The following is a 14,557-nucleotide window of genomic DNA, read 5'->3' as shown; positions in this document are numbered from 1 at the left end:
TTGCCGGCACTTCTAACCGACGGCATAATCACTCATTTCTCGCATAAAAGGAGGGTAAAATCCTAGCACAATGTCTTGTTTGGGTACACCAAAATTAACTAAGTCGGCGGCAATATCATGCTCCGTGGAATTATAAAAAATCCAAATTTTTTCATCCCGAATATCTACATGAATTATACAGTCATGCACCCAGCGCTGATGATGCCAACCTAAGTGGACAATTTGATAATGATGTCGCTCTGTATCGAAAATTGTTTCAACTTCAATCTCGCCATAAGCAGGCTTACTTTGGGCATAATCCATCAATAATTGCTGGACAATTTGCTGATAGTTTTTCACCTTATCTATCACTCTTTCCATAGCAAAATTCGCTCCAATTCTATATCATAAACCATGATTTTAACTGAATTTTCTCGCAACATTGACGCAGGAAATTCCAGTTGAAAGAAACTGTTATAAACTAGACTGGGAATAGCCAAATAAAGGGTTCGATGTGGATCTTCACTGCGTAAGGCAGCCCGATAGTTAATAAACTGTCCCAATGCTGTATGAAACTCCGAAATTGCCGATGCACTCGCTAAAAAACTTTTGACCTCCACAGCAATTTTTTGCTCTCCTCGTTCGGCTGCGATCAATCTTTCAGCTCCCAAATCAACTTCCATCTCTACTCCACCAATTTTTATGTGAAATGGATCGTGAGTAACATTCCATCCCTCTGATTCGAGAGCTATCTTAACAAGTTCATGAAAACGATCTTTAGCCATAAATGAAGCAACTACATGATGTTTACGATGAGCCGCCGACTCGAAGTGGGTAGGGTGCGTCAGGGGTAAATCATCGGGTAAATGGGGTTACATCATTTCCGACGCACCAAAGCAGATAATTGGTTAATGGTGTGTCAATATGAAAGATAGTCGTTTCTACCAGAAGTTAGTCTCTGTGACGCACCCTACCAAGCTAGACTACTTGCATCAATGATATCCGATCGCCTACAGTAGTTAGGTAGCTGCCTTTTGCTTGTCTCCAGATTGTACCCATATCCTAACCACAATGTCCATCACCCGTCACCACGCCGAATGGCTTTCCCTCGTGGAAGCATCGGGTCCTTTTCTCAGTTTAAGCGTCTTGTTGGAGGCTTTTCCCCAAGGCTTAGAAGGTCACGACCCCGAACAATTTAAACTGTTGCGTCAAGCCTATCAAGAATGGTTAGAAAGTCGCGCTAACCCCGGTATTCATTACGCTTGGGTTGACTGGGTTTTGGCGGAAGTTTTGGGATTTCCCCCGGAATTGTTGGCTACTCAAGCCGCTATTCCTAACAGTTTGAAAGTCACTATTCCCGAATATCAAATCACCCTGCGACCTGATGCCGTTGTGGTTGACTTGAATACTAAAAAACCTCGCCTTTTGATTCAGAGAGTCTCCCCCGACCAAGGATTAGAAAAAACCTACCAAAACTCTCGCTGGAAAGCCTCCCCCGCTACCGGAATGATGGAACTTCTCCACGCTACAGAGGTGCGCTTAGGCTTGTTGACTAATGGGGAACATTGGATGCTAGTTAATGCTCCGAAAGGGGAGTCAACCGGTTATATTTCCTGGTATAGTAACCTGTGGCTGGAAGAAAAAATCACCCTGCGCGCGTTTCGGAGTTTGTTGGGGGTGCGGCAGTTTTTCGCGGTCAAAGACTCGGAAACCTTAGAGTCTCTTTTAGCCCAGAGTAAGGACGCTCAACAGGAAGTTACCGATCAGTTGGGTTTTCAGGTACGAAAGGCGGTAGAATTGTTAGTGCAGGCAATAGACCGCATTGATCAAGACCGCGATCGCCAACTTTTAGCCGGTATTTCGGAAGCCGTCGTCTATCAAGCTGCCTTAACCGTGATGATGCGGTTGGTGTTCTTGTTTTCGGCGGAGGAACGTCATTTACTGCTATTGGGCGATCGCATTTACGACCAATTTTATGCCGTTTCCACCTTGAGGGGGCAACTCCGGGAACAAGCCGACCAACATGGGGAAGAACTCCTCGAAAGGCGTTATGATGCTTGGTGTCGTCTGTTGGCTACTTTTCGGGCTGTATTTGGTGGCATAAGTCATGACCTGCTGAAATTGCTGCCATTAGCCGGAGAATTGTTCGACCCCGACCGTTTCGAGTTCCTAGAAGGACGTACTCCCCAGACCCATTGGCGAAACACGCCAGCCGAACCTATCCCCATTAATAATCGCACGGTTTTACACCTATTGGAAGCCCTGCAAATTCTCCAGGTGAAAGTACCCGGCGGCGGAGTTGAACCTCGGAAACTCTCCTTTCGCGCCTTAGACATTGAGCAGATAGGTCATGTTTACGAAGGCTTACTAGACCATACCGCCGTCCGCGCCACCGAAACCATTATCGGGTTAGCCGGGACAAAAGACAAGCAACCGGAAATTCCCTTAGCGCAACTGGAAACCCTAGCCGCCGAGGGAGAGGAGGCTCTAGTAAAATTCCTGAAAAAACAGACCGGACGTTCTGCCAGCGCCCTGAGCAAAGCCCTGCCGTCTTCCGAGTCCGCCCAGGAAAGCCTAGACCTCCCTTCCAGTCAAAAAGCCCGCATTGCTTGTAACAATAATAGCGCCTTATTTGAGCGGGTGCAACCTTGGTTAAAATTAATCCGCCCAGACACCTTTGGCTACCCGTTGATTATACCAGAGGGGAGTGTATTTGTCACCCTGGGGACTGACCGACGAGAAACCGGAACCCATTACACCCCTCGCGCCCTCACCGAAGAGATTGTTAAATATACCCTAGAACCCTTAGTCTATGAGGGAGTCACCGAGGGGAAACCTCAACAGCAATGGCGACTGAAAACCCCCACCGAGTTGTTGTCCTTGAAAGTCTGCGATTTGGCTATGGGAAGCGGGGCGTTTTTGGTGCAGGTTTGCCGTTATTTAGGCGATCGCCTCGTGGAAGCCTGGGAAGGTCAAATCACCCCCTCCGAGTCTGGGAAGGGGCAAGAAGGGGCTGCCAGCAGCCGGAAAAAAGAAGTTCGCATCCTCCCTGATGGGTCTTTGTCCGTGGGAGACCTGCGGGAGGCGCTTTTACCCACAGACCCCGATGAACGTTTGGTGGTGGCGCGCCGGTTGGTAGCCGACCGTTGTTTGTATGGGGTGGACAAGAACCCCATGGCGGTGGAAATGGCGAAGTTGTCGTTGTGGTTGACTACCCTGCAAAAAGACCGCCCCTTCACCTTTTTAGACCATGCTTTGCGCTGTGGCGACTCCCTGTTGGGGGTGACCCGTCGCGAACAAATTGACTTTTTGCATTTGAACCCCGACCAAGAGGCGGTACAATTACGCACCGTGTCGGAGATTTGGCGACCCCTGTTAGACGAAGCCATAGCGAAACGGCGGGAATTAGAGGCTTTTACGGTGGGGAATGTGCAGGATTTGCAACAGAAGCAGAGGTTACTCGCCCAGGCGGATGCTTTGACGGAGAGTATCAAAATTGCCGCGGATTATTTGATTGGGGAAGCCTTAGCGGAGGCGGGAAAAACTGGGAATTTGAAGCTGGAAGATTTGGGGGTTTTATCTACTCAGGTGACGGCGGCTTTCCAGGAGGAAGATGAGGCGACCAGGGAACTCAAGTTACGGCAAATTCGCGAGACCGCACAACGAATGTTAAACCTGGGTAAACCAGAAGGTCAACCGCCTCGGCTACCTTTTCATTGGGTTTTGGAGTTTCCAGAGGTGTTTTGGGGGGAAAGGGTTGGCTTTAATGCCATTGTCGGAAATCCTCCCTTTCAGGGGGGATTAAAGATATTTACTGCTTTGGGGGGAAATTATAGAAATTATCTTGTTGAATATTTGGCGAATGGAGTACGAGGAAATAGAGGTACTGCGGATTTATGCGCCTATTTCTTCCTGCAAGCGGCGAGGTTAATTAGACCCCTCGGCAATTGTGGTTTAGTGGCAACTAATACCATTGCACAGGGTGATACCCGTCAAGTGGGTTTAGATCAATTGGTGGCGCAAGGTTATACGATTCCCCGGGCGATACCCAGTCGCCCTTGGCTGGGGACGGCGGCTTTAGAGGTGGCTTATGTATGGTTACACCAGGGGAAATGGCCGCAAGGTTTTGTTTTGAATGACCAACCAGTGGCGGGAATTACGCCGTTTTTAACTGTGCCAGGTCAAGTAGTAGGAAATCCTCATCGGTTAGTTGCCAATAGTGGCAAGTCTTTTCAGGGGTCAATTGTTCTGGGAATGGGGTTTGTTTTGACACCGGAAGAAGCAGAGGCTTTAATTGCCAAAAACCCCCGCAACAAGGATGTGTTATTTCCCTATTTGAATGGTCAAGATTTGAACACGAATCCTGACCAATCTCCTAGTCGTTGGGTGATTAATTTCTTTGATTGGCCGTTAGATGCGGAACATGATGATCCGAAAAAGCCCAAAGGTCCCCCCTACGCGGCAGACTATCCCGATTGTTTGGAGATTCTGGAAAGGTTGGTTAAACCGGAAAGAATTGTGTTGCCACCTATCAATCATTTCAATAAAGGAGTAGCGAAATATTGGTGGCGATATGGTGGTCCGAGAAAAGGACTTTATGAGGCGATTAAGAAATGCGATCGGGTTTTAGTACACCCTTTAACTAGCAAGCATCATAGCTTAGTATTTTGTCCTGTAAATATTGTTTTAAGTCACATGACTGTTGTTTTAAATTTTTCAAATTACTCTGATTATGCAATTTTACAAAGTGAATTCCATTGGAAATGGGTTCTTGAGTATGGCAACAAATTAGAAACACGACCTCAATACACTCCCACAGACTGCTTTGAAACCTTCCCTTTCCCGGAAGAAATAGGGAGGCTAGAAGAGATTGGGGAAGAGTATTATAGTCATCGCCAAAGCATGATGAAAAGCCGTGGGGAGGGTCTAACGAAAACCTATAACCGCTTCCATAACCCCGAAGAAAGCGCCCCAGAAATCGAAAAGTTGCGGCAGCTTCAGATAGAAATGGATAGAGGGGTAGGTGCGGCTTACGGTTGGGAAGATATCGACCTAAAGCACGACTTCCACGAGACGAAACAGGGTTTAAGGTTTACGATTAGTGAAAAGGCGCGTGTGGAAGTGCTAGACCGTCTTCTAAGGCTAAATCATGAACGTTATGCGATGGAAGTCGCCGAAGGTTTGCATAGTCCGAAGAGGGGCAAAAAGCCGGGTAAAAAGACATCAAAAAAAGGTGAATCATCGTCCGCCATTCAAGGTACATTACTTTAATCCCCCAAGTAGGGTGTGTCATTTCCGACGCACCAAAGCAGATAATTGGTTAATGGTGTGTCAACCCAAGTAGGGTGTGTCATTTCCGACGCACCAAAGCAGATAATTGGTTAATGGTGTGTCAACCGAAGTAGGGTGTGTCATTTCCGACGCACCAAAGCAGATAATTGGTTAATGGTGTGTCAACCCAAGTAGGGTGTGTCATTTCCGACGCACCAAAGCAGATAATTGGTTAATGGTGTGTCAACCGAAGTAGGGTGTGTCATTTCCGACGCACCAAAGCAGATAATTGGTTAATGGTGTGTCAACCGAAGTAGGGTGTGTCATTTCCGACGCACCAAAGCAGATAATTGGTTAATGGTGTGTCAACCGAAGTAGGGTGTGTCATTTCCGACGCACCAAAGCAGATAATTGGTTAATGGTGTGTCAACCGAAGTAGGGTGTGTCATTTCCGACGCACCCGACAGAAGACTACAATTTGAGGCAAACCCAGAAATTCATACTTATTTGGAGGACATCGACCATGGCTAAAACCAATGATGCACTAAAGATTCTACAACAGATGACTGTTGATGATTCAGAAATGGAGGAGATGATAAAAGAAGCCTCTTTAAATGCAGAATTAGCGCAGTTGATTTATCAAGCCAGAACCCAAGCAGGTTTAACCCAACAGCAACTGGCTGAACGCATTGGCACTCAACAATCAGTGATTGCGGGTATTGAAGATGCAGACTATGAAGGCAACTCCCTATCAATACTACAACGCATTGCTCAAGCCTTGAATCAACGTTTAGAAGTTCGTTTCATTCCAATTCAACCAGATTTCTCTAATGTAGCCTAATAAACTTGAATTTAGTAGGGTGTGTCATTTCCGACGCACCCGACAGAAGACTACAGAAGGTTACAAAAAACTAGAAACGCGGTTTTTTTGCACAGAAGTCGGATATAATCCAATCAAGGGAGGGGGTGAACTTAACCTTGTCTCTCTGTATCTGTGACGGACTCCATGTTATGAATATCCACCTCCCCCCCATTCTCCCCGGAAATTTGGATCTGGCGGAAATTAACCAACAACTCCGTCAGGATGAAGGAAAATTAGATTGGAGTAGCGTAATTTCCGCGCCGTTACCAAGTCTGCAAATTCTGCTGAAGGATATTCCCCAAAATCATCCGGGTTTGGGACTTGATGAAAACCCCCCAGCTATCCATATTGTTGATCGTGTCCTGGAGTATTACCTACAGGCGACTGACTTACCCTCCCCGGAAACTCCTAAAAGTCAACCTCAGAAAACTCGGACAGGGAAAAAATCCGGCGCAAACAGCCGCCCGCCAGAGGTGAACCCCCCCGCTAAAAGGTTCCTGAATGCCCCCTCAAAGGCTGAAATACGGGCGGAATTAGAAGATTTGGTTTTGAAAGACCTTTTGGGTCCGGCAGGGGGTGAGGAGGAGGAAATTGAGGAAAGCCGGGTAACCGATCGCTACTTGGTGGGAGTCCTCGCGCCACAAAATCGGAACCTTCAGTCGGAAATAGAGCCACAGGACCAAATGGCGATCGCCTCCCAAGACAACCCGGAAGAAGGGAAAACGGAAACCAACCCCCCCATGGCTGATAGTATGTTGCCATCCTCGATTGGTTTAAGTTTCTGTGTGAGTCAACTAGCCGAAGCCTTGGAAATCACGGTGTCTTGGGGTCGCTACGATCGCCAACAGAGTGAAACCCTGCAAACGGAACAGGGGAACCCCAAAAGAGTCTGGAAACGGTATCCGATGAAGGCGACAGTTGTGCAACCCCTGGAACTGGGGGCGATCGCACCTTTTGCCCCCCTCCCCAATGAAGCGCCTTCGGTGCTGCTGCGGGGACATATTCGAGCCTTGAGTGATGGGGATTGGATCGTGACCCTGTTTCTGGTGAACGCTCAACACGAACCCAGTAAAAACAAAGATACTTTTTGGCTGTTTCAACCGGAAATCATGGTGCGATCGCCTGATCAGAACAGATCGGCAATTTTCCTGAAAAAATCCATCTCCCCAAGGGACTCCAACCGATATCAGCTAATTGATCCAGTCATTCAAGCGGAAAATCAGACCATGGCGATGCTCTACCGTCATCAGGTAGAATTTGCGGTAGGTCATGGCATCGGGGTTCATGGAGAAACTGACCCCAACGACTCCAAACGAGCCACCTGTTTAGTCACCCGTGTAGTTCCCACCTACGAAGTCCCCGCCACCCAACCGCCTACGGTCGCAGAAATCCCAGAATTGGCGGGGTTGGTTCTGGATATGAAACAACTCTCGGAAAGCCCAGAAACTGAACTGCGCCGCCTGTTAGAACCCCTCACCACGGCTTATGGGGTTTGGATTGAACAGCAAAGCCAACGCCTGGACAACCCACAAGAAGACCTCGCCGCCTACAGAAAAGTGGCAGAAAACCACCTTAGCCACTGTAGCCACATTCTCGATCGCATAAAAGAAGGTATCAGGACCTTAGAAACCCATCCCCAAGCGGCAGCGGCGTTCCGATTTATGAATGAGGCGATGTATCTCCAGCGTGTTCACACTCTCTGGGCGGAAAGCCAACGACGAGGCGGAAACACCACCCTAGAGGCGATCGACCTTCCCCAAAACCGCAGTTGGTATCCCTTCCAAATGGCGTTTATCCTCCTGAATATCCCCAGCACCACCGACCTACACCACCCGGCGCGGTCTCACCCGACAGACGCGGTGGCTGACCTCCTGTGGTTTCCCACCGGCGGCGGAAAAACGGAGGCTTATCTGGGCTTAACCGCCTTTACCATTGGTCTGCGTCGCCTGCAAGGGACAATAGGCGATCGAGATGGAGAACATGGGGTGGCGGTGTTGATGCGTTATACGCTCCGACTGCTGACTCTCCAGCAATTTCAACGAGCAACCGCCCTCATTTGTGCCTGTGAAGTCATCCGGCGCACAGATGAGGCAAAATGGGGGAAAGAACCTTTCCGCATTGGTCTGTGGGTGGGGATGAAAAACACCCCCAATAAAACGGCGGACAGTGAGGAAGCGGTTAAAAAGCATTTAGAGGGCAACGGACCCCGCAGCAGCAGTTCCCCCCACCAACTGACTAACTGCCCCTGGTGTGGGTCTAAAATTGACCCCAAAAAACGCCATATCTGGGTGGAATCTTTTAAAAAAGGCCGGGGTCGGACGTTTATTATGTGCGGCGATCGCCTGGGTCGCTGTCCATTCAGTCAAGGGGAAGGTTTGCCGGTGCTGGTGGTGGATGAGGAAATCTATCGCCGCCTCCCCACTGTGCTAATTGCCACGGTGGATAAATTTGCCCAAATGCCTTGGAAAGGGGAGGTGCAAATGTTGTTCGGTCAGGTGAGTGGATACTGCGAAAGGCACGGGTTTCGCTCTCCTGACCTGGAAGATAGCGATCGCCACAACAAAACCGGAAAATTACCGGCAGCCAAAACCATTCCCCACCCCCAACTGCGTCCGCCAGATTTAATCATCCAAGACGAGTTACACCTGATTAGCGGCCCCTTGGGAACTCTGGTGGGACTCTATGAAACTGCAGTGGATGAACTCTGTACCTGGGAGGTAAACGGTCAAACCGTCCGCCCTAAAGCGATCGCCTCTACCGCCACTATCCGCCAAGCCGAAACCCAAGTTCGCCATTTGTTTTTGCGAAAACTCAGCGTTTTTCCCCCCCAAGGTTTAGACATTGGGGATAACTTTTTCTCCCGTCAGCGAGACACCGACCCCACATCAAAGGAATATCGCCCCGGTCGTCGCTATATGGGCATCTGTGCGCCCGGTCGCCGTTTAAAAGCCGCTATGATTCGGGTTTACCTTGCCCTATTATCTTCCTCCCAGACCCTCTATGAACGCTATGGTCAGGAAGTAGACCCCTGGATGACCTTAGTTGGCTATTTTAACTCCCTGCGCGAGTTGGGGGGAATGCGAAGGTTGGTCGATGACGACATTCGCACCCGTCTCACCAAAATGAATGAACGGGGTTTAAGCAGGCGTTATATTGGATGGATTGACGAGTTGACCTCCCGCAAAGACTCCACAGAAATTCCGGTGATTCTTGACCACCTAGAAACCCCCTTTGACCCGGCATTGTTGGCGGAAAATTACGCGCGACGCAAAACCCGGCAAAAAGTAGAACGGCGTGACCCCCTAGATGTGATTTTAGCCACCAATATGATTTCTGTGGGGGTTGATGTGCGACGCTTAGGCATGATGGTCGTCTGCGGACAGCCCAAAAATACTGCCGAATATATCCAAGCTACCTCACGGGTGGGGCGTACTTATCCGGGGTTGGTGGTTACGGTCTATAACTGGGCGCGTCCCCGCGATTTATCCCATTATGAACGCTTTGAGCATTACCACGCTACCTTCTATCAGCACGTGGAAGCCCTATCTGTGACTCCCTTCGCTTCCGGCGCACTGCAACGGGGTTTGAGTGGGGTATTAACGGCTTTAATTCGCCTGCGGGGTCCCGAATTCAACGGTAACGACCAGGCGGGAAACCTGCAACGCGATCATCCTTATGTACAGGCGGCGATTAAGGCGATCGCCCAGCGAGCTGAATTAGTCACCAATAACACTAATAACACTAATAACACTAATAACACGAATCACACGAATAACACAGAATTGCGTGAGGATTTAGAAGCTAAACTCGACTTCTGGCTGAGTCAAATTAATAATCTGGTAGGCGGCGCACAACTCAAATACAACCTCACCTCCCGAGACGGCATCTCTCTCCCTTTGCTAACCCAAGCTGGACAGGGCGATTGGCAGGATTTTACTTGTCTCAATTCCCTGCGAAATGTCGAACCCACCATAAATCTCATCTTCACTAACGACCCCCCCGATGATGATTCAAATCGCCCTCCCCAACCTTTTGTGAAAAGGGAATAACCATGAGCAATTCAGACCTATATAAAATAGGCGAACTCCGCCCCAGCCAAATCCTTTTCAGCTTTGGCATTGGTTCCATTGCTGACCTGCCCAACCTCTCCGTTATGGTCATGGGGCTAGATAATTGGCAGATCTGCAACAGCCAGGAATTGAATGAAAACCGACTGCTGGCAGCCGTCCGCGAAGAAATTGGCTCCCAAGTAAAATCACTTCGCACCCCTCCCATTATCACAGATACAAATGATCTATATAATCCCTTTGATGAAGGCGCGAAAATAGGGATTCCTGTCGCCCCCTTCCCCACCTGGATGGTCTGCCCAAAATGCCGACTGTTAGCCCCCCTAAAATCGGGTCTGTTTCAATTAAAAACCAATCCCTACCGCATCAATGAAACCCGCTACGTTCACACCAACTGCCAAACAAGCAGCCAAACAAGCAAAAAAGCACCCACAGTCATTCCCGCCCGTTTTTTAGTCGCCTGTGAACACGGACATCTTGATGATTTCCCTTGGCATTACTTTGTTCATCAAGGGGTGTCCGACTGTAAAAGTGTCCTGCGACTGAAAGAATACGGCGTGACTGGGGCGGTCACAGATATTGTAGTTCAATGTGAAACGTGCGATGCCTCTCGTCGTTTGTCGGATGCCTTTGGTAATGCTGGCAAAGAAAATATGCCCCAATGTCGTGGGCGACATCCCCATCTTCGCAGCTTTGATGACGATTGTAACCAACAAATGCGGGCTTTGTTGTTGGGGGCTTCTAATAGTTGGTTTCCCATTATCCAGTCTGCCCTATCAATTCCAGATCAGTCTAACCCACTCACGCAACTGGTGAAAGATAATTGGAACGTGCTAAAGGGGGTTACCAGTATGGAAGCCTTAGCCTCAGTGCTAAACGCAATGCAGAGTATTGGTAAACTGCAAGCCTTTACTAAATATTCCGAGGCAGAAATCTGGTCCGCCATGGAGGAACAACAGTCCCCAGGCGAAGATGTTGAGGAGCCAAAAGACCTGAAAACCCCGGAATGGAAAGTTTTTTCTCTGTCAGTCCCTACCCCAAAAAGCCCTGAGTTTCAGTTGCGACCCGTCCCCCCCCCGATGGGTTTTGAGGAGTATTTCAGCCAAACGGTATTGGTGGAGAAAATTCGTGAAGTTCGCGCATTGATTGGCTTTACACGGATTCAGTCCCCAGGGGATTTTGATGATGCGGGAGATATCCCCTCCCAATATCGAGTCCCCATTAGTCGCAATGACCCCCTCTGGGTTCCCGCCTCGGAGGTGAAAGGGGAAGGCATTTTCCTACAATTCAACGAGTCTTTACTGGGAGAGTGGGAAAATAAAAAGGCGGTGAGGAAACAAGCAGCCATGGCATTTGAGGCGCAAAAACGTTGGCTGTACAGCCGCAATTTAGACCCGAAAATGGTGCCGCCCCCGACTATGCGCTATATGTTGATTCATTCGTTTTCCCATGCCCTAATGCGTCAACTAGCCCTAGAATGTGGATACAATGCGGCTAGTTTGCGAGAACGGATCTACTCGAAACCGCCAGAGGATGAAAAGGGTCCCCAAGCGGGGGTTTTAATCTATACGGCAGCCCCGGATAGTGAGGGAACTTTGGGGGGATTAGTTAATCTGGGTGAACCGATTACCCTCGGCTATCACATCGCCCAAGCCCTAGAGGCTATGGGTCTGTGCGCTTCTGACCCCCTTTGTGCAGATCACAAACCGGAATCGGGAAGTCCCTCTCTCCACTGGGCAGCCTGTCACGCCTGCCTATTTAGCCCTGAGACTTCTTGTGAAAGGGGTAACAAGTATTTGGATCGATCGCTACTGGTGGAAACGTTTGTCGAGAGGGATCTGCATTTCTTTCACTCCTAGGGGCTGATTTACCTGGACTGGGCTGATTATCGATGCGAGGCTAGTCTGTCCTATTTCCCAGAAACCCAGTTTTGGGGGAGATAATACCTGATCTAGTTGGCAGCGAATATCGTCAATGCCGAATTTTTGGCTGAGGGTAGCCTGAATTTGGGAGAGTAAACGATCGCCTTGTTTTAGGTCTATATCTACTTTGAGGGTGGCTTCCACGGCATAATAACCTGGTGCGATCGCTATAATCAGCAAATCTTCGACGGCTACAATTCCCGGAAAGTTGGCGATCGCCTCTCGGACTAACTCCCGATCTACCCCCACCGGAGATATATTTAACAAAATCGCCAAACTGTGGCGGATCACAGGTAGCGAACCCAAACCCACCAACACCGACACCCCCAAACCGACGGCACCATCAGCCCAAGTACAATCTGTTAACCAAATAGCGATCGCTGCCACAATAGCGCCAACAGAACTGAGGGTATCAGCTAAGATATGAAGCAAAACCCCCCGCATATTCAGGTCCTGTTGACCATCTCGGTGCAACAGCATGATATTACAGCCATTGACCCCCAAACCAATGATCGCAACTACCAACATAGGTAAACTCAAAATGGTTTCCGGGGGATTTTGTAGGTGTCGGATCGCCTCCAGACCAATGGCGATCGCCATTACCAAAAGTCCCACCCCATTCAACAAAGCCGCCCAGACCTCAATTCCCCGATAACGTCGCGCCACAGAAGCCGCTAAAATCGCTAAAGCGATCGCCAACCCATCCGCCGCCATGTGACCAGAGTCAGCCGTCAAAGCCATACTATGACTAACCCATCCCACCGCCGCCTCTACCCCAGCAAAACCCAGGATCGAAATTAAAGCTATCCCCAACAGGCGCAACTTTTGGGGCGACTTCGACAACCTCACCATTTCACAGCAATCACAACTCACCGACTGTATACCCTCCATTTTGACTTTTTTTTAATTAACACCAATCCCATAGTTATTTCAGGTCATTTTCAAGGCTTTCTCATAAATCCGGCGATTAGCTTCTACCGACCTTTGCAGATCCACCATAGGATAGGGATAATCCACCCCCAAACGCATCCCAAACCTGATCTGTTCTTGATTAGATAAACGCCAGGGAGAGTGAACCTTACCATCAGGAATAGACGCTAATTCTGGTAGCCAATGTTTCACATAATCCCCCATCGGGTCATAATCCTGGGACTGTTTAGCTATATTAAAATAGCGAAATCCCCTGCCATCATTACCCACCCCCGCCGTATAATTCCAATTACCCCAATTACTACAGACATCATAATCAATCAGGAGAGACTCAAACCACTCCGCCCCCATTTGCCAATTTATGCCCAAATTCTTAGTTAAAAAACTCGCCACATTTTGCCGTCCTCGATTAGACATAAACCCCGTAGCAGCCAACTCTCGCATATTCGCATCTACCAGGGGAAACCCCGTCAGTCCATCACACCAACTCTGGAACTGTTGCCAATTTTCTCCCCAGGGAATTTTGACACCCTGTAAACCCGATTTATAGAACACCTTACGCCCATGTTTCAGACAAATAAACCGGAAATAATCCCGCCATAATAATTCAAAAACCAGCCAATAAGTGGAATCATTTTTAACTCGTTGTTGTTCATAATCGCACACCTGTTGATAAATCCATCGAGGAGATAGACAACCATTAGCTAACCAGGGAGAAAATTTCGACGAATAATCAGAGCCTAACATCCCATTACGAGTTTGTTTATAGTTTTTGAGACAATCTCGCTGCCAAAAATAATCATTTAATCTGGTTAAACCCGCCGTTTCTCCACCGACAAAATCCAAGACAGCCCGCCCATAAAACGGTAATTTTGTGATGCCAAGTTCCGCCAAAGTCGGGATTTCTCCGGGTTCAATATCTGGGAATGTCGGTAATTGCTTAGGGGGGGTATATGGCGGGTAAATAATTGATTTTTTCTCGACCTGTTTACGGAAGTTGGTAAAAAGTTCCGGTAGTTTTTCAATGGGAAAGGGTAATTCTTTGGGATGATATAATGTGGCTCCCCAGAAAGATTTTACCTCAACTCCCAGGGGGGTTAAGGCTTTCTCTAGGGCGCTTTCTACTGCTAATTCTTCGGTGGTAACTTCTTTATGGTAATAAACCGCATCAATATTTAATTGTTTAACCAGGTCAAATATAACCGTTTCTGGCTCACCTATTCTTACTAATAAGTTACTGCCAATTTTTTGCAAATTATGGCGTAAATCTGCGATACTTTCTAACAGGAATTTACCCCGAAATCCCCCCGTTTTCGGGAAACCAAAGGAAGTTTGGGCAAACTGTCTGGGGTCGAAACAGTAGAGGGGGATAATTTGCGCTTTAGTGGAGGTAGCCAAATCTAGTGGTTCATGGTCATGTAACCGCAGATCATGCCGATACCATAAGATGATTTTTTGAGGATTAGCAGCCATTTAATTGACAGTTAAAACTTGACATTTTTTACCTATTATACATCATCCTCAAT

General features: G+C 48.4%; 8 protein-coding genes. 4 read left to right on the top strand and 4 right to left on the bottom strand.

Annotation, left to right across the window (positions count from 1 at the left end):
* Positions 1-12: 12 nt before the first annotated feature.
* Both NLZ44_RS10920 and NLZ44_RS10915 read right to left on the bottom strand, forming a co-directional pair.
* A complete protein-coding gene (locus NLZ44_RS10920; protein WP_493752769.1) occupies positions 13-360 on the bottom strand; it encodes a XisI protein in 348 nt (115 codons plus the stop codon).
* Entirely contained in the window at positions 348-764 is a 417-nt protein-coding gene (locus NLZ44_RS10915) for an element excision factor XisH family protein (RefSeq protein ID WP_493752768.1), read from the bottom strand. The genes NLZ44_RS10920 and NLZ44_RS10915 overlap by 13 nt, the downstream gene beginning before the upstream one ends.
* A gap of 286 nt (positions 765-1,050) precedes the next feature.
* Between NLZ44_RS10915 and NLZ44_RS10910 the strand changes: the two genes are divergently transcribed.
* The 4 genes from NLZ44_RS10910 to drmB all read left to right on the top strand — a co-directional run bounded on the left by NLZ44_RS10910 (position 1,051) and on the right by drmB (position 12,038).
* A complete protein-coding gene (locus NLZ44_RS10910; RefSeq protein WP_493752767.1) occupies positions 1,051-5,250 on the top strand; it encodes an Eco57I restriction-modification methylase domain-containing protein in 4,200 nt (1,399 codons plus the stop codon).
* A gap of 523 nt (positions 5,251-5,773) precedes the next feature.
* Positions 5,774-6,091, top strand: coding sequence for a helix-turn-helix domain-containing protein (locus NLZ44_RS10905; RefSeq protein ID WP_493752766.1), 318 nt, complete (start codon positions 5,774-5,776; stop codon positions 6,089-6,091).
* Between the two features lie 170 nt (positions 6,092-6,261).
* Entirely contained in the window at positions 6,262-10,161 is a 3,900-nt protein-coding gene (gene drmA, locus NLZ44_RS10900) for a DISARM system helicase DrmA (RefSeq protein WP_493752765.1), read from the top strand.
* 2 nt (positions 10,162-10,163) lie between these two features.
* Positions 10,164-12,038, top strand: coding sequence for a DrmB family protein (gene drmB / locus NLZ44_RS10895; RefSeq protein WP_493752764.1), 1,875 nt, complete (start codon positions 10,164-10,166; stop codon positions 12,036-12,038).
* On the opposite strand, the gene NLZ44_RS10890 is transcribed toward drmB, so the two are convergent.
* Both NLZ44_RS10890 and NLZ44_RS10885 read right to left on the bottom strand, forming a co-directional pair.
* Complete coding sequence (locus tag NLZ44_RS10890) at positions 11,988-12,992, bottom strand: cation diffusion facilitator family transporter (protein ID WP_493752763.1); 1,005 nt, start codon at positions 12,990-12,992, stop codon at positions 11,988-11,990. The genes drmB and NLZ44_RS10890 overlap by 51 nt on opposite strands.
* Before the next feature lie 39 nt (positions 12,993-13,031).
* Positions 13,032-14,504, bottom strand: a complete 1,473-nt coding sequence (locus NLZ44_RS10885; protein ID WP_493752762.1) for a DASH family cryptochrome — start codon at positions 14,502-14,504, stop codon at positions 13,032-13,034.
* Positions 14,505-14,557 lie beyond the last annotated feature (53 nt).

Source organism: Arthrospira sp. PCC 9901, from assembly GCF_059013425.1.
This window is presented reverse-complemented; position numbering and strand designations above follow the sequence as displayed.

What these genes read in the sequence shown, in the direction of transcription:
- NLZ44_RS10920 (WP_493752769.1), bottom strand. Translation starts at nt 360, where the DNA reads ATGGAAAGAGTGATAGATAAGGTGAAAAACTATCAGCAAATTGTCCAG.
- NLZ44_RS10915 (WP_493752768.1), bottom strand. Translation starts at nt 764, where the DNA reads ATGGCTAAAGATCGTTTTCATGAACTTGTTAAGATAGCTCTCGAATCA.
- NLZ44_RS10910 (WP_493752767.1), top strand. Translation starts at nt 1,051, where the DNA reads ATGTCCATCACCCGTCACCACGCCGAATGGCTTTCCCTCGTGGAAGCA.
- NLZ44_RS10905 (WP_493752766.1), top strand. Translation starts at nt 5,774, where the DNA reads ATGGCTAAAACCAATGATGCACTAAAGATTCTACAACAGATGACTGTT.
- drmA (WP_493752765.1), top strand. Translation starts at nt 6,262, where the DNA reads ATGAATATCCACCTCCCCCCCATTCTCCCCGGAAATTTGGATCTGGCG.
- drmB (WP_493752764.1), top strand. Translation starts at nt 10,164, where the DNA reads ATGAGCAATTCAGACCTATATAAAATAGGCGAACTCCGCCCCAGCCAA.
- NLZ44_RS10890 (WP_493752763.1), bottom strand. Translation starts at nt 12,992, where the DNA reads ATGGAGGGTATACAGTCGGTGAGTTGTGATTGCTGTGAAATGGTGAGG.
- NLZ44_RS10885 (WP_493752762.1), bottom strand. Translation starts at nt 14,504, where the DNA reads ATGGCTGCTAATCCTCAAAAAATCATCTTATGGTATCGGCATGATCTG.